General features: G+C 67.4%; 17 protein-coding genes and 1 pseudogene. 17 read left to right on the forward strand and 1 reads right to left on the reverse strand.

The window, feature by feature from the left end; all coding sequences use genetic code 11:
- The first annotated feature begins 314 nt into the window (after positions 1-314).
- The 15 genes from E2L08_RS15350 to E2L08_RS15420 all read left to right on the forward strand — a co-directional run bounded on the left by E2L08_RS15350 (position 315) and on the right by E2L08_RS15420 (position 16,785).
- Positions 315-1,193: a TIGR01459 family HAD-type hydrolase gene (locus tag E2L08_RS15350; RefSeq protein WP_133397980.1), complete on the forward strand. Its 879-nt coding sequence runs from the start codon at positions 315-317 to the stop codon at positions 1,191-1,193.
- A gap of 84 nt (positions 1,194-1,277) precedes the next feature.
- Positions 1,278-2,222: a bifunctional riboflavin kinase/FAD synthetase gene (locus tag E2L08_RS15355; protein ID WP_133397981.1), complete on the forward strand. Its 945-nt coding sequence runs from the start codon at positions 1,278-1,280 to the stop codon at positions 2,220-2,222.
- Entirely contained in the window at positions 2,219-2,716 is a 498-nt protein-coding gene (locus tag E2L08_RS15360; protein ID WP_276321536.1) for a YcgN family cysteine cluster protein, read from the forward strand. Before E2L08_RS15355 ends, E2L08_RS15360 begins: the two co-directional genes overlap by 4 nt.
- The gene (locus tag E2L08_RS15365) at positions 2,716-3,750 is read left to right on the forward strand and encodes a threonine aldolase family protein (protein WP_133397982.1); all 1,035 of its coding nucleotides are present in this window, start codon (positions 2,716-2,718) and stop codon (positions 3,748-3,750) included. The genes E2L08_RS15360 and E2L08_RS15365 overlap by 1 nt, the downstream gene beginning before the upstream one ends.
- Positions 3,751-3,956: 206 nt before the next feature.
- Positions 3,957-4,592, forward strand: a complete 636-nt coding sequence (locus E2L08_RS15370) for a helix-turn-helix domain-containing protein (protein ID WP_133397983.1) — start codon at positions 3,957-3,959, stop codon at positions 4,590-4,592.
- A 1-nt stretch (position 4,593) separates the two neighbouring features.
- Positions 4,594-6,159: an ABC transporter substrate-binding protein gene (locus tag E2L08_RS15375; protein ID WP_133397984.1), complete on the forward strand. Its 1,566-nt coding sequence runs from the start codon at positions 4,594-4,596 to the stop codon at positions 6,157-6,159.
- A gap of 76 nt (positions 6,160-6,235) precedes the next feature.
- Positions 6,236-7,264 (forward strand): ABC transporter permease, encoded by a 1,029-nt coding sequence (locus E2L08_RS15380; protein ID WP_133397985.1) that lies wholly within the window; start codon positions 6,236-6,238, stop codon positions 7,262-7,264.
- A complete protein-coding gene (locus E2L08_RS15385) occupies positions 7,261-8,094 on the forward strand; it encodes an ABC transporter permease (RefSeq protein ID WP_133397986.1) in 834 nt (277 codons plus the stop codon). Before E2L08_RS15380 ends, E2L08_RS15385 begins: the two co-directional genes overlap by 4 nt.
- Complete coding sequence (locus tag E2L08_RS15390) at positions 8,091-8,960, forward strand: ABC transporter ATP-binding protein (protein WP_133397987.1); 870 nt, start codon at positions 8,091-8,093, stop codon at positions 8,958-8,960. Before E2L08_RS15385 ends, E2L08_RS15390 begins: the two co-directional genes overlap by 4 nt.
- On the forward strand, positions 8,960-9,757 hold the full coding sequence (locus tag E2L08_RS15395) for an ABC transporter ATP-binding protein (protein ID WP_133397988.1): 798 nt from the start codon (positions 8,960-8,962) through the stop codon (positions 9,755-9,757). Before E2L08_RS15390 ends, E2L08_RS15395 begins: the two co-directional genes overlap by 1 nt.
- On the forward strand, positions 9,757-10,236 hold the full coding sequence (locus tag E2L08_RS15400) for a GAF domain-containing protein (RefSeq protein ID WP_133397989.1): 480 nt from the start codon (positions 9,757-9,759) through the stop codon (positions 10,234-10,236). Before E2L08_RS15395 ends, E2L08_RS15400 begins: the two co-directional genes overlap by 1 nt.
- Before the next feature lies 1 nt (position 10,237).
- On the forward strand, positions 10,238-12,313 hold the full coding sequence (locus E2L08_RS15405; RefSeq protein WP_133397990.1) for a hydantoinase/oxoprolinase family protein: 2,076 nt from the start codon (positions 10,238-10,240) through the stop codon (positions 12,311-12,313).
- Positions 12,310-13,965: a hydantoinase B/oxoprolinase family protein gene (locus E2L08_RS15410; protein ID WP_133397991.1), complete on the forward strand. Its 1,656-nt coding sequence runs from the start codon at positions 12,310-12,312 to the stop codon at positions 13,963-13,965. Before E2L08_RS15405 ends, E2L08_RS15410 begins: the two co-directional genes overlap by 4 nt.
- A 143-nt stretch (positions 13,966-14,108) precedes the next feature.
- Complete coding sequence (locus tag E2L08_RS15415) at positions 14,109-15,206, forward strand: M24 family metallopeptidase (protein ID WP_133397992.1); 1,098 nt, start codon at positions 14,109-14,111, stop codon at positions 15,204-15,206.
- Positions 15,199-16,785 (forward strand): hydantoinase B/oxoprolinase family protein, encoded by a 1,587-nt coding sequence (locus tag E2L08_RS15420; RefSeq protein WP_133397993.1) that lies wholly within the window; start codon positions 15,199-15,201, stop codon positions 16,783-16,785. The genes E2L08_RS15415 and E2L08_RS15420 overlap by 8 nt, the downstream gene beginning before the upstream one ends.
- 48 nt (positions 16,786-16,833) lie before the next feature.
- Here E2L08_RS15420 and E2L08_RS15425 read toward each other — a convergent pair whose 3' ends face one another.
- Positions 16,834-17,889, reverse strand: a complete 1,056-nt coding sequence (locus tag E2L08_RS15425) for a LacI family DNA-binding transcriptional regulator (protein ID WP_168771176.1) — start codon at positions 17,887-17,889, stop codon at positions 16,834-16,836.
- Between the two features lie 165 nt (positions 17,890-18,054).
- On the opposite strand from E2L08_RS15425, the gene E2L08_RS15430 reads away from it, so the two are divergent.
- Together E2L08_RS15430 and E2L08_RS15435 are read left to right on the forward strand one after the other, a co-directional pair.
- Positions 18,055-19,377 carry an ABC transporter substrate-binding protein gene (locus E2L08_RS15430; protein WP_133397995.1) on the forward strand — a complete coding sequence of 441 codons (1,323 nt, stop codon included), beginning with the start codon at positions 18,055-18,057 and terminating at the stop codon, positions 19,375-19,377.
- Between the two features lie 119 nt (positions 19,378-19,496).
- A pseudogene (locus E2L08_RS15435) lies at positions 19,497-19,763 on the forward strand (sugar ABC transporter permease); the annotation flags it as partial.
- Between the last annotated feature and the right edge of the window lie 113 nt (positions 19,764-19,876).

A 19,876-nucleotide genomic window follows, 5' to 3' on the forward strand; every position in this document is an offset into this window, starting at 1 on the left:
TGCGCGGATTGCGGGCGGGGCATGGGTATTTGAGAAAGAGAAGACGGGGGCGGCGCGAGAAATCGGCCGCCCTTAGTCTTTCGTCAAGATTCGGCCGGCATGATCGGTCCCGCGGTACAGGCTGGGGAGCCGATGACCGCAAGAGGAGACGCCGCTCCGCCGGACGCCAGGCTCGACCGATCCGGCGGGGCGTGCGCTCCCCCTGTATCTTCTCTTTCTGAAATACCCATGGCGCGACGGGCCGGGCCTTTGCACCGCGCGCCGCTTCGTGGCACGAGGGCGGCTGGTTTCCCCTTTGCGAAAGCGCGCGCGACATGACCCGAATCGTCCCCTCCCTCGCCGAGATATCGGGCCAGTACGACGCCCTGTTCTGCGATCTCTGGGGCTGCGTGCATGACGGGATAAGGGCCCACCCGGAGGCGGTGGCGGCGTTGCAGGCGTTCCGGCGCGGCGGCGGGGTCGTGGTGCTGCTGACCAATTCGCCGCGCCCCCGCGCGGGCGTGGCCGAGCAGGTGGCCGGGCTGGGCGTGCCCGACAACGCCTGGGACGCCATCGCCACCTCGGGCGACGCGGCACGCGCGGCGATGTTCCGCGGGGCGGTCGGCCGGCGCGTCTATCATATCGGCGAGCCGCGCGATCTGTCCTTTTTCGAGCCGATGGGCCTTGTCGGCGATCCGGTCGAGATCCGGCGCGTGCCGCTGGACGAGGCCGAGGGCATCGTCTGCACCGGCCTGTTCGAGGCCGACCAGCACCCCGACGCGCTGCGCCCGCAGCTCTTGTCGGCCAAGGCGCGGGGGCTGACGCTGCTCAACGCCAATCCCGATATCGTCGTCGACCGGGGCGAGACGCGCGAATGGTGCGCGGGCGCGGTGGCGCGGCTTTACGACGAGATGGGCGGGCCGACGCTTGCCTTCGGCAAGCCGCACCCGCCGATCTATGCGCTGGCGCGCGACCGGCTGGCCGAGGCCGGCGGCGGCGAAATCTCCGACGACCGCATTCTCGCCATCGGGGACGGCATCGCCACCGATATCGCGGGCGCCATGGGCGAAGGAATCGACGCGCTTTTCGTCAGCGGCGGGCTCGCCGCGGCCGAGACCGGAACGACGGAGGCGGGGCCCGATCCCGACCGGCTGGCCGACTGGCTGAAGGCGCAGGACTGGGCGCCGCTCTACGCCATCGGCAAGCTGGGCTGAGCGCGCGCGATGCGCGGCGATCGGCCCGCGCGGGGCCGCGGCGACGCCCTTGCACCCGTGGGGCGGCGGGGCTATCCGGCGGCCATGCGACGGCTCCGCTCCTTTCGGGATCTCGACGACACCGATCGCGGCGCCAGCGCCGCCATCGGCAATTTCGACGGCGTGCACCTGGGTCACCAGGCCGTGATCGCCCGCGCCGCCGCCGTTGCGCGCGACCGCGGCGCGCCGCTGGGCGTCGTCACCTTCGAGCCGCATCCGCGCGAGGTCTTCGCGCCCGACGCCCCGCCCTTTCGCCTGACCGGGCCCGATACCCGCGCGCACCGGCTTGCGCGGCTGGGGGTCGACCGGCTTTACGAACTGCCCTTCGACGCGGCGATGATCGCGCTCAGCCCCGAGGATTTCGCGCGCGAGGTTCTGGCCGAGGGGCTGGGCCTTTCCCATGTCGTGATCGGGCGCGATTTCCGGTTCGGCAAGGGCCGCGCGGGCGGGGCCGACGAGCTTGTCGCGCTGGGGCGCGACCTGGGCTTCGGGGTCACGGTGGCCGATCTCGACGATGCCGATGGCGAGGCCATTTCGTCGACGCGCATCCGCGCCGCGCTGAGCGCGGGCGAGCCGCGTCTGGCCGCGCGGCTGCTGGGCCATCTGCACCGCATCGACGGCCCGGTGATCCATGGCGCGAAACGCGGCCGGGCGCTGGGCTATCCGACCGCCAACATGGCGATGGAGGGGCTGCACCTGCCCCGGCTGGGGGTCTATGCCGTGCGGGTCGACCTGCTGGACGGGCCGCAGGCGGGGGCCTATGGCGGTGTCGCCTCGCTCGGGGTGCGGCCCATGTTCGGCGAGAACGCCCCCAATCTCGAGACCTTCCTTTTCGATTTCGACGGCGATCTCTACGGGCGCGAGCTGTCCGTGGGGCTGGTCGAGTTCCTGCGCGGCGAAGAGCGGTTCGACAGCGTCGAGACGCTGGTCGCGCAGATGGACCGCGACGCGGCGCGGGCGCGCGCCATACTCGCCGCGGATTCCGCGTGACGCGGCGGCCCCGCCCCCGGCGCGGGCGCGACCCGATCCGGCGCGATGTCGGCCGCCCCCGCTTTTGGGAGACGGTGCCCCTGGCCGAGATGACGCCCCCCGAATGGGAGGCGCTATGCGACGGCTGCGGCAAGTGCTGCCTCAACAAGCTCGAGGACGAGGACACGGGCGAGATCGCCCTGACGCGCGTCGCCTGCCGGCTGTTCGACGACGCGACCTGCCGCTGCGCGCAATATCCCGTGCGGCGGCAATTCGTGCCCGAATGTGTCTCGATCTCGGCCGAGAGCCTGCCATCCATCGCCTATTGGCTGCCGCAGACCTGCGCCTACAGGCTGCTGCACGAGGGGCGCGAGCTGTTTCACTGGCATCCGCTGATCTCGGGCGATCCCGAAACGGTCCACGCCGCCGGGGTCTCGGCGCGCGGCCTCACGGTCCCCGAGTTCGAGGTCGACGAAGAGGATTGGGAGGATCACATCATCGAGGAGCCGACCTGATGTATTTCGCCTCGGACAATGCGGGCCCCGCCCATCCGCGCGTGATCGAGGCGCTGGCGGCGGCCAATGACGGCTATGCCATGCCCTATGGCGTCGATGCGTCGATGGAGCGGGTGCGCGACCGGCTGCGCGAGATCTTCGAGGCGCCCGAGGCGTCGGTGCATCTCGTGGCGACGGGCACCGCCGCCAACGCGCTGGCGCTGGCCTGCATGACCCGGCCTTGGGAGACGGTGTTCTGCACGCGCATGGCCCATATCGAAGAGGACGAATGCGGCGCGCCCGAGTTCTACACCGGCGGCGCCAAGCTGACGCTGGTGGACGCGCCCGACGGCATGATGACGCCCGACACGCTGGCCGCGGCGGTCGATCCGCTGATGGGGCGCGCTGTGCACAACGTCCAGCCGGGGCCCGTATCGCTGACCACCGTGACGGAACGCGGCTCGGTCTATCCGCTCGACCGGATCGCGGCGGTGGCGGACGCGGCGCGCGCGCGGGGGCTCAAGGTGCATCTCGACGGCGCGCGATTCGCCAATGCCTGCGCCGCGCTGGGTTGCACCCCGGCCGAGCTGAGCTGGCGCGCGGGCATCGACGCGTTGAGCTTTGGCGGCACCAAGAACGGGCTACTGGGTGTCGAGGCGGTGATATTCTTCGATCCCGCCGTCGCGCGCGAGTTCGAGCTGCGGCGCAAGCGCGGCGGGCACCTGTTCTCGAAGCACCGCTATCTTTCGGCCCAGATGGAGGCGTATCTGGCCGATGACCTCTGGCTGACGATGGCGCGCAGCGCCAATGCCGCCTGCGCGCGGCTCGTCGCGGGGCTGAGCCGGCTCGATCATGTCACGCTGCTGCACCCGGCCGACGCGAATATCGTCTTTTGCCGCTTTCCCCGCGCGCTGCATCGTCGCGCGCATGAGGCGGGCGCGGCGTTCTACTCTCTCGACCCCATCGAGGGCGAGGGCGACGCCCGTGCGCGGCTGGTCTGCGACTGGTCGGCCAGCGACGAGAACACCGACCGGTTCCTGTCGCTGCTGGCATGATTGATCCGTAGGCCGGGGGCGGAACGCACGACTCCCGCGGGCGCGACCGGGTCGCGCGGGGCCTCGGGCGTCATTTTCCTGCGCAGGCCGCCATGCCGACTTGCCTTATCCGTCAAAAGCATAGCCCCTGATTCGCGGATCCGAACGCTTTTACCCATACTAAAAGTTCTTGACGGGACGGCATTCTCCCGCTCAAAGTTTTAGTCATGGTAAAAGTTTCACCCACTCCGACCCAATCCGTCCTCGGCGCGGCACTCAGAAAACGGCGCAAGAGCCTCGCCCTGCCGATGCAGTCGGTGGCCGATGGGACGGGTCTTTCGGTCGGGTTCATCAGCCAGGTGGAACGCGGGCTGACGACGCCATCGCTGTCGTCCCTCGTCGCCATCGCCGAGGTTCTCCAGACGCCGATCTCGGAGTTCCTCAGCCAGCCCACCGCCCATGGCACGACGCGGCAGGGCGACCGGGTCCAGTATTCCGTCGATACCGAGGGGCCACGCTACGAGCGGCTCTCGTCCAGCTTTCCGGGCTCGAAACTCTATTCGGTCATCATGCACGAGCCGCCCGGCCACCGCGCCGAGCCCATCAGCCACCGCGGCGAAGAGATGTTCTTTGTCCTAAGCGGCGAGGTCACGGTCGAGATCGAGGGCAAGGTCGAGATCCTGAAAGCCGGCGATTCCAAGCATTTCGACAGCACGCGGGTCCATTCGACCTGGAACCACACGACCGAGACGGTCTCGATCCTGTGGGCCGGCACGATGGACATATTCGGCGACGCCCCCGCACCGATCCACAACAGCACCTCGGTCAACGAGGACGATCCCACACATCCAGCAGGAGACTAGAATGACCAGAACGACCCTACTGGCCGCGACACTGACCGCGGCGACGGCCCTCACGCCGGTCTTCGCGCAAAGCGTGCTGCGCCTCGACGAAGTCGCGGTGGGCGAGCTCGACCCGGCCAAGGCCTCGGACTACGCCGACAGCATCCTGATGTTCAACGTCTACGACACGCTCGTGCTGCCCAAACAGGGCGAGCCCGGCCACGAGGGGCACCTGGCCGAAAGCTGGGAAGTGGACGGCGCGACCTACACGTTCACCCTGCGCGACGGCATCGCGTTCCAGTCCGGCAACCCGCTGACCGCCCAGGACGTCGTCTATTCGCTCGAGCGGATGCAGGCGGTCGGACAGGGGCTGTCGCATCTCTTCGGCGGTGTCGCGGCCGAGGCGGTCGACGAGAAGACCGTCCGCTTCACCCTCGAAGAGCCCTATGCGCCCTTCGTCGCGTCGCTGGTGCGCCTGCCCATCGTGGACAAGGCGCTGGTCGAGCAGAACGCCACCGAACAGGACCCCTGGGGCGAGGCGTTCCTGTCGGGCAACGCCGCCGGAACCGGCGCCTACCGCGTCACCGCGCACAACCCGCAGGCCGAGACGCGCATGGCCCGCAACGAGGATTATTTCGGCGAGATCAAGGACGCCGCCCCGGACGAGGCGGTACTGCGCTACTCGCTCGAGGCCGCGACCGTCCGCACCCTGCTGGCGCAGGGCGAGCACGATATCTCGAGCCAGTGGTTGCCGCCCGAGGTGATGCGCGCGCTGGCCAATGACGGCGCGCAGCTTTTCACCGAAAGCGGCACCGGCGCCTTCTACATCAAGCTGAACACGGCCAAGCCGCCGCTCGACCACGTGAATTGCCGCCAGGCGCTCGCCCATGCCTTCGACTACGGCACCGCGCTGCAAATGGTCGCGATCACCGAGGACGTATCCTCGGGCTCGGCCCCGACCGGCGCGATCCCGGTGGGCATGTTCGGCGCCAACCCCGCCGAAGAGGCCCTGGCGCGGGACATGGACAAGGCGCGCGAATACCTCGCCGACTGCCCGACCCCGCCGGAGGACTGGGATCTCGAGATCTCGTGGATCGCCGAGGTGCCGCTCGAAGAGCGGTTCGCCCTGCTGATGCAGGCCAATTTCGCCGAGCTCGGCATCTCGAGCAAGATCGAGACCCTGCCCTGGGCGCTGTTCACCGAGCGCGTGGCGAGCCCCGAGAACACGCCGCATATCAGCCAGATCTTCGTGAACGCCGTGACAGGCGACCCCGATACCCTGCTCTACGGCATGTACCATTCCTCGACCCCCGGCACTTGGCAATCGCCGGAATATCTCGACGATGCCGAGGTCGATGCGGCGCTCGAAGCCGGCCGCCGCGGCCCCGGCGAGCAGGAGCGCGAGGAGGCCTATTCCGCGCTCAACGACCGGCTGATGGAGCTTGCGCCGACGATCTACGGCTATGACCGGCAATCCGTCTTTGCCGCCTCGGATCGCGTCAGCGCCCCCGCCCTTTCGGACCCGTCGCAGGCCTTTGGCGTCGATGGCATGGGGTTCAGCTTTCGGCTGATGGAAATGACCGACTGAGCCGGTCCGCCGCGCCTGCCGGGTCCGCGCCCTTCCGCGCGGACCCGGACCCTGACCCCCAATCCGGGATAGCCCCATGTCCTCTGTCTTTCGCATATTGCTGAGACGGCTCGGAATCTCCGTGATCGTGCTCATCGGTGTCTCGATGCTGATCTTCGCCATCGCCCGCGTCATTCCGGGCGATCCGGCGCGGATCGCGCTCGGGCCCAACGCCACGGCCGAGCAGGTGGCGGCCATCCGCACCGAGATGCATCTCGACGAGCCGATCGTGGCGCAGTACGGCCATTTCGTGACCGACGTGCTGCGGGGCGATCTCGGGACGTCGCTTTATACGAACCGCCCGGTCACGCAGGACATCGTCGAGTTCCTGCCCGCGACGCTCGAACTGGTGATCTTTGCCGGGCTCCTGATGGTCGCGCTGGGCCTGCCGCTCGGCATCCTCGCCGCCCGCCACCGGGCACGCTGGCCCGATCACGTCGTTCGCGTGCTCACCCTGCTGACAGTTTCGGCCCCCAGCTTTGTCTGGGCGGTGATCCTGATGCTGGTCTTTGCCTTCTACCTGCCGCTCTTTCCCGTGGCCGGCCGCATCGACGACAGCTACGAGATCGCCCGCGTCACCGGCTTTCTGACCGTCGACACGCTGATCGCGGGCCGCTTCGACGCCTTTCTCGACGTGCTGCACCACCTCGTCCTGCCCGCCGTGGCGCTGGCGCTGTCGGGTATCGGGCAGGCCGCTCGGTTGACCCGCGCCAACATGGTCGAGACATACGACAAACCCTATATCGAGATGGCGCAGGCCTATGGGTTCGCGCCGGGCAGGATCGCACGGCGCTATGCGTTCAAGCCGTCGCTGATCCCGTCCCTGACCATCATCGGGCTCGATTTCGCGGCGATGCTGGGCAATGCCTTTCTGGTCGAGGCCGTCTTTGCCTGGCCGGGCCTGTCGCGCTACGGCGTGGCCGTGATCCTGCGCAAGGATCTCAACGCGATCATGGGCACCGTCCTCGTCATCGCCCTGACCTTTCTCATCATCAACATCATCGTCGATCTGTTGATCGCGTTCCTGAACCCGCGCATCCGCCATTCGACGAGGGCCGCCACATGACCCGCGCCCTGCGTATCCTCGCCTCGAACCCGCTGTCGCTGATCGGGCTGATCCTCGTGTCGGGCATCGTCCTCGCCGCGCTGCTGGCGCCGTGGATCGCCCCCTTTCCGACGCATAACTCGGCCGTCATCGACTTTGCCCATGCGAACCAGGCTCCGACGGCGCGCAACTGGATGGGAACGGATCTCGTCGGGCGCGATATCTTTTCGCGCATCCTCTACGCCTACCGGATCAGCCTCGGGCTGGGCATCGTCGTGCTGGTCATCGCCACCCCGATCGGCACGGTCGTCGGGCTGCTCGCGGGCTACCTGGGCGGCTGGACCGAAAGCGTCCTCATGCGGCTCGTCGATGTCTTTCTGTCGATCCCGCCTCTGGTGCTGGCCATCGCCGTGCTCGGCGTGCTGGAGCCGACTTTGACCAATGCCATGATCGCCGTCACCGTCATGTGGTGGCCGTGGTATGCGCGGCTGGTCTATTCCATCGCCCGTTCCGAGCGCGAAGAGGGCTACGTGCTGGCCGCCGAGGTCATCGGCGCGCCCACCCCTCATATCGTCTTTCGCGAGATCCTGCCCAACTGCCTGCCGGCGATCATCACCAAGATGACCCTCGACATGGGCTTTGTCATCATCATCGCCTCGTCGCTGTCCTTTCTCGGGCTCGGCGTGCAGCCGCCGACCCCGGATCTCGGCTCCATGGTGGCCGAGGGCGCGCGCTACCTGCCCGACAGCTTGTGGATGACCGTCTTTCCGGGGCTCGCCATCCTGCTTGCCGTCTTCGGCTTCAACCTGCTGGGCGACGGGCTGAGGGAAGTGCTGGGGGTGGACGAATGACCGATCTTCTCGACATTCGCGGCCTGACCCTCGGGTTCAGGGGGCTGAACGGCTATACCGAGGTGCTGCACGGCATCGACCTGTCGATCGCGCGCGGCGAACGCGTGGCGCTGGTGGGCGAAAGCGGCTCGGGCAAATCCGTCACCGCGCGGATCATCCTCGGCCTTTTGCAGGAAACCCGCACCGCGCGAGTCGCGGGCCGGGTGAATTTCGACGGGCGCGATATCTCGTCCATGCGGGCGCGGCCGCGCGCCGCGCTGCGCGGAACCGACATGTCGATGATCTTTCAGGATCCGACATCCTCGCTGAACCCGACCTTCACCATCGGCCGCCAGTTCGCCGAGGTCATGCGCCGCCGCGAGGCCGGGCTGAGCCAGAAGGCGTGCGAGGCCCGCGCGACCGCAATGCTCGAAGAGGTCTCGATCCCCGATCCGGCCCGCGTCCTCTCGGCCTACCCGTTCCAGCTATCGGGCGGCATGAACCAGCGGGTGATGATCGCCATGGCGCTGGTCAACAATCCCAAGCTGCTGCTGGCCGACGAGCCGGGCACGGCGCTGGACGTGTCGGTTCAGGCCCAGACCCTGACCCTGATGCAGGATCTCGTGGCCCGGCATAACACGGCCGTCCTTCTCATCTCGCACAATCTCGGCGTGGTGCGCGAGTTCGCGGACCGGGTCTATGTCATCTACCGGGGCCGTATCGTCGAGACCGGACCGACGGCCGCGATCTTCGACCGGCCCGGCCATGCCTACACGCGCGCCCTGATGGCCGCGGTGCCGCGCATCACCGGCGCGGGGCTGCCCGAGGTGCCCGAGGTCTCGGACGATTTCCTCGCCCCCATGGTCACGCACCCGGAGGCTACGTAATGGCCCTTTTGAGCGTCGAGAACCTGTCCAAAACCTTCCAGACGCCGCGCGGCGCGGTTCACGCCGTGCGCGACGTCTCTTTCGCCGTGGCACGGGGCGAATGTCTTGCCGTGGTCGGCGAGAGCGGATCGGGCAAGACCACCATCGCCAACATGATCCTCGGCATCCTCGCCCCGACGCAGGGCGCGATCCGCTTCGACGATCATGCGCTTCCCTCGCGGCGGCGCCCGGAGCATAGGCAGGCGATCCAGCTCGTGCAGCAGAACCCGCTATCCTCGCTCAACCCCAAGCGCAGCATCGGCGCGTCGGTGCGGCTGGGGCTGGACACCTACGGGATCGGCGACCGCGCCGGGCGCTGGGACCGGGTCGCCGCGGCGCTGGAGGAGGTGGGCCTGCCGCCCGAGATGCGCCGCCGCGCGCCATCCGCGCTTTCGGGCGGGCAGCGGCAGCGGGTGGGCATCGCCCGCGCGCTGGCCTGCGAGCCCGAGCTCCTCGTGCTCGACGAACCGACCTCGGCGCTCGACGTGCTGGTGCAGGCGCGGGTGTTGCGGCTGCTGAACGACCTGAGGGCGCGAAAGCAGCTCACCTATATCTTCATCACCCACGATCTCGCCGTGGTGCGCAACGTCGCCGACCGCGTCGCCGTGTTCAAGGCGGGCGAACTCGTCGAGCTGGGCGAGACCCGGCAGATCTTCACCGCCCCCGCCCACCCCTATACCCGCGGCCTGATCGGCGCGGTTCCGGTGGTGGATGCGGAGGAACTCCACCTCAGGAACACACTCGCCGGAGAGAATTGATGGACTACACGCAGGCCCTGGCCGCCAAGGACCAGCCCGAGACGACATTCGCCGCCCTTGCCGATCTGGTCCGGCAAACGGTCGGCGCCAAGCTGTTCACGACGATGTCCATCGACCGCGACCGCGGGGTGGCGCGTCGCAACTATACCACCATGCCCGACGCCTATCCGGTTTCGGGCGAAAAGCCGCTCAACAAGGATCGCTGGGGCGATATCGTCGAGGGACAGCACAAGACCTTCGTCGCCAATTCCATCGAAGAGATCGCCGACGTGTTTCCCGATTGGGAACTGATCCGGTCGCTGGGCTGCGAAAGTTGCATGAACGTGCCGGTGGTGATCGGCGGGCAGGTGCTGGGCACGCTGAACTGCCTGCACGATGCCGGCCACTACACGCCCGAGCGTGTCGCCGCCGCCGAAAACCTGAAACTGCCCGGCGCGGCGGCCTTCCTGCTCCATGCCAAACTCGAGAAAGGGGCCTGACATGGCCGATACCATTCGCCGCGTGGCAACAGATGTGGGCGGCACATTTACCGACCTCGTCGCCTTCGAGACCCACCCCGACGGGACGATGGAGATCATCACCGCCAAGTCCGACACCACGCCCCCCGATTTCGAGAACGGCGTGCTGAACGTGTTGAAAAAGGGCGGCATCGACCCGGAAACGGTCGGCTTCATGGCCCATGGCACCACCGTCGTCATCAACGCCCTGACCGAGCGCAAGGGCGTCAAGGTCGGGCTCATCACGACCGAGGGCTTTCGCGACGTGCTCGAGATCGCGCGCGGCAACCGGCCCGATTTCTTCAACCTGCACTATGAAAAGCCCGCGCCCTTCGTGCCCCGCCGCCTCAGGGCCGAACTGCCGGGGCGCGTCACCTACCAGGGCACCGAGCGCACGCCGCTGGACCTGTCGGGGCTGCCCGCGATCCTCGATCATTTCCGCGCCGAAGGGGTCGAGGCGATCGCCGTGTGCCTGCTGCACGCCTATGCCAACACCACCCACGAAGAGGCGGTGCTGGAGCGCATCCGCGCCGAATGGCCCGGCGTCTCGGTCGTCGCGTCCCACCAGATCACGCGGGAATGGCGCGAGTACGAGCGCACGAACACCGCCGTCCTGTCGGCCTATGTGCAACCGGTGGCGGCGCAATATCTCGGCAAGCTCGATGCCGGGCTGAAATCGCAGGGCCTACCGAAAAGCCCTTATATCATGCAATCGAACTGCGGCGTCGACAGCCTCGAGGCCACCTCGGCGGTGCCGATCAACATGGTCGAAAGCGGCCCGGCCTCGGGGTTTTGGGGCGCGGCCGAGCTGGGCAAGCTGATCGGAGAGCCGAACGTGCTCGCCCTCGATATCGGCGGCACCACGGCCAAGTGTTCGCTCATCGAAGGCGGCGAGGTCCGCATCATGACCGACTACTGGATCGAGCGCAGCCGCAAATCCGCGGGCTACCCGATCATGGTGCCGGTGGTCGACCTGGTCGAGATCGGCAATGGCGGCGGCTCGATCGCCTGGGTCGACGATTTCGGCAAGCTGCATGTCGGCCCGCAATCGGCGGGCGCCCTGCCCGGCCCGGCCGCCTATGGCAAGGGCGGGCGCGACGCCACCACCACCGACGCCAACCTCTGGCTCGGGCGCATCAACCGCGACTATTTCTGCGGCGGCGAGGTCGAGGCCGACATGGCCGCCGCCGAGACCGCGCTTGCCGCGATCGGCGCGCGGCTGGGCGTGTCCACCGACGAGGCCGCGCAGGGCATCGTGCGGATTGCCAACAACAACATGGTGAACGCGCTCAAGCTGGTCAGCCTCAACCGCGGGCATGACACGCGCGACTTCACGCTCGTGGCCTTTGGCGGCGGGGGTGCCATGCACGCCGCGGCGCTGGGCCAGGAGCTTCAGGTCAAGAAGGTCGTCGTTCCGGCCGCGGCGTCGGTGTTCTCGGCCTTCGGGATGATGATGTCGGACCTCAGGCGCGATTATTTCGTGACCCAGCTCGTCGATCTCGACGCGGGGGCCGGCGACGCCATCGAGGCGATATTCGCCCAAGCCGAGGACCAGGCCCGCGCGACTTTCGAGGCCGAAGGCGTGGACCCCGGACAGGTCGCCTTCCTGCGTTACGGCAAGTTCCGTTACCAGAACCAGGAGCATACGACCGAGGTACTGCTCGACGGCGAGGTGAGCGATGCCGCGCTCGGCCGGATCGCCGACGATTTCCACGAGGCCTACGAGCGCGAATATACCTATCGCCTCGACGCGCCGGTCGAGATGGTGGGCGTCCACCTCGTCGCCCGCGCCGAGATCGGCAAGCTCGAGATGCAGCCCGCCGAGATCGGCCCCGCCGATGCGAGCCCCGCCCTCAAGGGCCGCCGCGAGGTCGATTACGCGCTCGAGGGCAGGCACGAGGCCGATATCTATGACGGCGACAAGCTGGCCCCCGGCATGAGTTTCGCCGGTCCCGCGATCGTCGAGGATCCGGGCACCACCATCGTGATCCACCCCGGCAACCGGGTGGAGATCGACGCCTACCGCAACACCCACATCCACCTGGGAGAGCGCTCATGAGCGGCGACGACCCGATCACCCTCGAGATCATCCAGAACTCGCTTCAGGCGGCGGCGGACGAGATGTTCGCGGCGATGCGCAAGACGGCCATGTCCTCGATCATCTACGAGGTGCTCGACATGGGCACCGGGATCACGGATGCGACCGGGCGCATCGCGTCCTCGGGCGCGGGCATCCCGGCCTTCATCGGGGTGCTGGACAAATCGGTGCGGTTCATCGTCGGCAAGTTCCCCGCCGACGAGATCCGCCCCGGCGATGTCTTCATCACCAACGATCCCTGGCACGGGGGCGTCACCCATCTCAACGACCTCGTGCTGGCGATGCCGGTCTTTGCCGATGGCCGCCTGATCGCGTGGACGGCCAATATCGCGCATAACTCGGACGTGGGCGGCATGGCGCCGGGTTCGCTTTCGGGCGATGCGACCGAGATCTGGCAGGAGGGCCTGCGCCTGCCCGCCGTCAAGATCATCCGCCAAGGGGTGATGGATGACAGCGTTCTCGACATCATCACGGCCAACAGCCGAATGCCCGATTTCCTCAAGGGCGATGTCTGGGCCGCCATCGCCTCGGTCCGGGTCGGGGCGCGGCGCCTCGAGGGGCTGGCCGGGAAATACGGCATCGAGACATTCCTGCGGGCCATCGACCATTTCATGGATTTCGGCGAACGGGCCGCGCGGGCCGAACTGGCGCAGTTGCCGCACGGCACCTTCGAGCTGAGCGAGGAACAGGACGACGGCCGTATCTTCAACGTCAAGGTGACGATCGGGCCGGACGAGTTCCTCGTCGACCTGCGCGACAATCCCGATCAGGACACCGGGCCCACCAATGCGTGCAAGGACGGCACGATGATCTGCGCCCAGATGGTGTTCAAATCCCTGACCGGCGCGGACAGCCCGGCCAATGACGGCAGTTTCCGGCCCCTCAAGGTGCTGACGCGCGAAGGGTCGATCTTCGACGCGCGCGAAGGCTCGGCCATCGGGTTCTATTTCGAGACCGAGGTTCGGATCTATGACCTGATCTGGCGCTGTCTTGCGCCGCATATCCCCGAACGCCTGCCTGCCGGGCATTTCAGTTCCATCTGCGGAACCTTCATCGGCGGCATCCATCCCGATACGGGGCGGCAATACACCATCGTCGAGCCGCAGATCGGCGGATGGGGCGCCTGGGAAGGGCGCGACGGCAACCCCTGCATCTTTTCGGGCTTCCACGGCGAGACCTACAACACGCCCGCCGAGATCTCGGAGGCGCGCAACGGCCTTTTCGTGGACCGCATGGCGCTGAACACCGCGCCGGGCGGCGAGGGCCGTTGGAACGGCGGGCGGGGGCTGATCCTCGAATACCGGATCCGCACCGAGACGGGTTTCCTGACCGCGGGCTATACCCGGTCCCGGATCAAGCCCTGGCCCTTGCAGGGCGGCGAGGAAGGTTCGGGCAATTTCGTCGAGGTGCACAAGGCCGACGGCAGCGCGGCGACCTACAGCTTCGTCTCGGGGCTGTCGCTGACGACCGACGATGTCGTTCGCGTCGTGACCTCGTGCGGCGCCGGATACGGCGACCCCAAACAGCGCGATGCCGAAGCGGTCAGACGGGATATCGAGGACGGGCTCATCACGCCCGAACGCGCCCACGAGATCCACGGCGTCGCGATCTGACGAAACCGGGGGGAGGAGAGGCGATGACGAGTTTATATCGCCTCCCCTCCCCGAGACGGAAATGCGGGGACCGGCCGTTTCGACCGCGACCCCGCCCCTGGCGGCCGGGTCGCGGTCGCAGCCGCAATGGAAAGAGAGACCCCATGACCCAGACAAAAGACAGGCTGAACGCCCTTCGGGCGAGGATGGACGAGACCGCGACCGACCTCGTGGTGCTGGCGCCGGGGGCGCATCTGGGATGGCTGCTGGGCGTCCGGCCCCACGCGGATGAACGCCCCTGCCTCGCCTTCGTCACGCGGACCGGCGCGGCGTTCCTGATGCCCGCGCTCGAGGCCGAGAGCGTGCGGACCCAGACCGATATGCCGTTCTTCGAATGGTCCGACGATACCGGGCCCGAGGCGGCGCTCGGATCGCTCGTGAAAGAGCTGGGCGCGGGCTCGGCCCGTTCGCTGGTTCTGGACGAGACGATGCGCGCCGATCACGCCGCGCTCGTGACCGATGCCCTGCCGGACGCCAGCCGCCGTTTCACGGCCGATACCGTCGGCGCCCTGCGGATGCGCAAGACCGACGAGGAATATGCCGCGCTCAAGCACAATGCCGAAATCGCCGACCGTGCGATGCGGGCCGGCTGGGCCGCGATGAAGCCGGGCATGACCGAAACCGAGGTCGCGGACGTGATCCGCGCCACCTTCGCCGAGGCCGGCGCGCGCCCCCTGTTCAGCATCGTCGGCGCCGGGCCGAACGGCGCCTTTCCCCACCACCAGACCGGCGAGACGCGGCTTAAGGACGGCGATGCCGTGGTGATGGACCTCGGCGGCGGCGCGAGGGGATATTCGTCGGACATCACCCGCATGGCCATCCTCGGCACGCCGCCCGAAGGCTATGACGCGATCCACGAGATCGTCGAGCGTGCCGTGCAGGCCGCGCTCGAGGCGGCGCGGCCCGGCGTCAAGGCCCGCGAGGTCGACGACGCCGCCCGCAGGGTCATCGCCGAAGCGGGCTATGGCGACTATTTCGTGCATCGCACGGGCCACGGCCTCGGCACCGAGATCCACGAGCCGCCCTACATCACGGCGAGCTCCGACACGATCCTCGACGAGGGCATGGTCTTTTCCATCGAGCCGGGGATCTACCTGCCCGGCCGGTTCGGCATCCGCCTCGAGGAGATCGTGATCCTGCGCGCCGATGGCCCCGAGATCCTGTCGGCGCTGCCGCGCAAGCCGGTCACGATAGATGTCTGACCCGTTCACGATATCCGTCGTTCAGGCCGCGCTCGACAGCGCGGCCGAAGAGATGTTCGAGGTTCTGCGCAAGACCGCCATGAGCCCGATCATCTACGAGGTGCTGGATGTCGGCACCGGGATCACGGCGGCCGACGGCGAACTGGTCAGCTCGGGCGCCGGGATCCCGTCATTCGTCGGGGTGCTCGACAAGTCGGTCAAGGCCATCCTCGCCAAGCAGGGCGACCGGATCGCCGAGGGCGACGTGTTCCTGACCAACGATCCGAATTTCGGCGGCGTGACCCATCTCAACGATGTCGTGGTGGCCGAGCCGGTCTTTTACGACGGCGCATGCGTCGCCTGGGTCGCCTCGATCGCCCATTGGGGCGATATCGGCGGCTCGACTCCGGGTTCGATGGCAACCGATGTGACCGGCATCGTGGCCGAGGGGCTGCGCCTGCCCATCGTCCGGCTCTTCGACAAGGGCACCCGGAACGCCGCGGTGGCCGATATCATCGCGAGCAATTCCCGCCTGCCCGATTTCGTGACCGGCGATCTCTGGGCACAGGTTTCCGCCGGGCGCCGCGCCGCCGGCCTGATCCGGGCGCTGTGCGCGCGCTATGGCGCGGCGACGATCCGCGCCGCCATCGAGGACGCCCATGACACGGGCAGGGCGCGCGCCTTGCAGGGGCTCGCGGCTCTGCCAAGGGGCAGTTTCGACGTGGAGGGGCCGCAGGACGACGGCACCGTCTGGAAGGCGCGGATCACCATCGCCGAGGATCGTTTCGTCGTGGACCTGCGCGACGCCCCCGATCAAAGCAACGGCCCCTTCAACACCTGCCGCGACGGCGCATTGGTGGCCTGCCAGATCCTCTTCAAGGCGCTCACCGACCCCGAGCGCTATGCCAATGCCGGCTCCTTTTCTCCGCTCGAGGTTCTGACGCGGCCCGGGTCGCTGTTCGATCCCTCGCCCGACGCGGCGCACGGCTATTACTTCGAGACCCGGATCCGGCTCATCGACATGCTCTGGCGCGGGCTGGTCGAGAAGGCCGGCGTGGATCTGCCGGCGGGCAGTTTCGCCTCGATCTTCGGCGTGGTCATCGCCGGGACGCATCCCGTCACGGGTCGGCGCTATACCATGGTCGAGCCGCAGATGGGCGGCTGGGGCGCGACGCCCGAGCGCGCGGGCAACGACGCGATGTTCTCGACGAACCACGGCGACACCTTCAACTGCCCGGTCGAGGTCGCCGAGGCGCGCTATGGCTTCGAGGTCCTGGCGAAACATCTGGGCGAGGCCCGCCCCGCACCCGGCGAACGAGCCGGCGGGCGGGGGGTGCACACGCGCTACAGGATGCAGGGGCCGGCCGTGATGTCGGCGGGATTCTCGCATGGCACGGTGCCGGTCTGGCCCCTGCCCGGCGCGACCGAAGGCGGGCTGAACGCCCTGATCCTCGAACGCGACGACGCGGAACGACCCCAACCGACCTTTGTCAGCAAGCTGGCCCTGAGGGCCGGCGACGAGGTCGAGATCGCGACGGCACGCGGAGGCAACGCGCGGGCACGAGACGGCGGACCGCCGCGAGAGGCACGGAGCGGGTAGGACGCGGCGGACCCGGCGGGGGGGGGGGTGGTCCGTGACCGGCGACCCTCAGAGATTGGTCGCCAACAGGATCTCGATGCGGATCCGCTCTTGCGACTGAACCGTATGGACCCGGTCCGCCATGGCGCGCAACTTGCGGATCGCGCTTCGGACGAGGTGCCCCGGATCCTGGGCGATGACCGCGCTAAGCGTTCCGTCGGCAAGCGCCGCCTCGGTTATCGGCGTGCGCTCATGCGCAATCGTCACCGGGCTGCCCGAAAGGTTCATCCTCTTCGCGATCGAGAGCGGCACCCGCGCTTCGGAGGACAGGATGTAGATCGCCACGATATCGGGGTTGCACGCGACGGCGCGGGGAATGATCGCGGAAGCACGGGCCTCGGACCCGTAGGTTTCCAGCGAGGGCAGCGCGACGAGATGCGGGAAATCACGGGCGAGAACCTCGTCGAAACCGTGGCGCCGCTCGAGGCTGTCGCGTGATTGCATGCTTTCGGAGACGACGAGCACGCGACCGCGCTCGGCGTCATTGAACCGCCCGATCAGGGTCGCTGCCGTCCGCCCCGCCGCGCGGTCGTCGATCCCCACCCAATCCGCATCCGGGATCGCCTGATTCGAGACGAACGGCAGAGCGCGGATCCCGCGCTCCTCGAGCCTGAGGATGGCGTCGCGGACCTGTGGCGTCTGTGGTGCCATGATGGCGATGCCATCGACAGCGTCGGGTGACAGCCCCGAAAGATGCGCGGCGATCCGGTGCGGGTCGTTCTCGTCCAACCGATGGGCATCTATCCGGACCATGTCAGTCGCAAAGGCACGGCCGGCCTCGTCGACATGGTGGAGGATCTGCTCGAGGAACGCGTCGCCGGATCGCGGCAGGACGAACTGGAACCGGTAGGTTCGCTGTTTCGCGAGGTTGGCCGCCGAAATGTTGCGCACGAACCCCAGATGATCGATGGCGGCATTCACCTTGTCGACGGTTTTCTGCCTCACGCCATCGCGCCCGTTAAGCACCCGGTCAACGGTCGCGCGGCTGACACCCGCCGCTCGGGCGATATCCTTTGTCGTCGGTCGGTCGTGCTCCCACCCAGTCGGGCCCGCATTTTTTTGCATGATTTCGGGTGCTTCTCGATCCATTGCCCGATTGTCATAGCACAGGGTGAGACACGTGCATCAGAAATATCTTGTTTTGCGACACGTGCCTCAATAACGATGGACCACGAACGAGATTCGCGCCGAGGGAGAAGCGGCCAACGCTATCAAGGGAGGAGACCCAAGATGACACTCAGAAAGATGACGACCACTGCCGCCACCGCACTTCTCGCCATGGGGGGCGTGGCAACGGCGCAGGCCGAGGAGCTGACGCTATGCTGGGCCGCATGGGACCCGGCCAACGCCCTGATCCAGCTCGGCAAGGATTTCGAAGAGCAGTCGGGCCATACCATGAATTACGAATTCGTCCCGTGGCCCAACTTTGCCGATCGCATGCTGAACGAGTTGAATTCCGGCGGGCAGCTTTGCGATCTCATGATCGGCGACAGCCAGTGGATCGGCGGCGGCGCTGAATCCGGCCATTACGTGAAGCTGAACGATTTCTTCGACGCCGAAGGCATCACGATGGACGACTTCATTCCCGCGACCGTGACGGGATACGCGGAATGGCCCAAGGGAACGCCGAATTACTGGGCTCTACCGGCTTTTGCCGACGTCGTCGGCTGGACCTACCGCCGCGATTGGTTCGAGCGCCCCGAACTGCAGCAGGCCTTCATGGAAGAGTTCGGCCGCCCGTTGGACGTTCCCGCCACACTGGCCGAACTGAAGGACATCGCGACCTTTTTCCAGGGCCGTGAGATTGACGGCAATACGGTCTATGGCGCCGCGATCTATACCGAGCGGGGCTCCGAAGGCATCACCATGGGCGTGACGAACGCGCTGTACAACTACGGTTTCCAATACGAAAACCCGGAAAACCCCTATGAGCTCGAGGGTTACGTCAATTCCGAGGGTGCGGTCGAAGGTCTGGAATACTACAAGGATCTTTACGATACGGGCACGCCTCCGGGCTCGTCGAACTGGTACATGTCCGAGAACATCGACGCCTACAAATCCGGCCAGGTCGCGATGCAGATGAACTTCGCCTTCATCTGGCCCGGCGTGGACTCGGATCCGAATGTCGGCGGCGACAAGTCGGGATATTTTCCCAACCCGCCCGGCCCCTTCGGACAGTTCGCCCAACTGGGCGGTCAGGGCATCTCGGTGGTTTCCTACTCGGACAAGCAGGACGCCGCGCTGGAATACATCAAGTGGTTCGCCCAGCCCGAGATCCAGTCCAGGTGGTGGGAACTCGGTGGATATTCCGCGCTGAGGGCCGTGGTCGAGGAGCCGGGCTTCGCCGAAAGCCGTCCCTATGCCCAGACGTTCCTGGACAGCATGGCCATCGTCAAGGATTTCTGGGCCGAGCCGGCCTATGCCGATCTCCTGCTGGCGATGCAGGATGAGGTCCACGATTACGTCGTGGCCGGCAACGGCACCGCGCAGGAGGCGCTCGACGACCTCGTCGAGGAATGGACCATCATCTTCGAGGATGAAGGCAAGCTGTGAACCGGCAGCCGATGCGACCCCGGAGGCGATCCGGGGTCCCGTAACCCGCGGCGATCCGGCCCGTCCGGATCGCCCGTCACCCTGGCCGTGCCATTACCGCCCAGATCCTCGAGGTCGCAATGTCCGACACCGTCGCCACACGCGCCGCCAGAGCCACGCCCGAACCGATCGCCCGTCGCATCCGCGGGCTGTCGGACCGCGCGATCGCCTGGATATTCGTCGCGCCGTCGATCTTTCTGCTGCTCGCGGTGAACATCTTTCCACTGATCTGGACGATCCGGCCGAGTTTCACCGACTATCGCGTGAACCGCGCAGGCCGCGAGGTGGATTGGGTGGGGCTGCGCAATTACGAACGCATCCTGACCGATGACGACGTCTGGGCCACGGAAGTTCGACACTTCCGGGGGTGATTTTCGGCTGCTGCGCATCGGCCAAGACGAAGAATCAATGAGTTAGGCTGAGCGCAAGGTGCAATCCGCGCGGATTTTGTCGTCACACG

It is taken from the genome of Palleronia sediminis, assembly GCF_004358695.1.
GTDB classification, from domain to species: domain Bacteria; phylum Pseudomonadota; class Alphaproteobacteria; order Rhodobacterales; family Rhodobacteraceae; genus Palleronia; species Palleronia sediminis.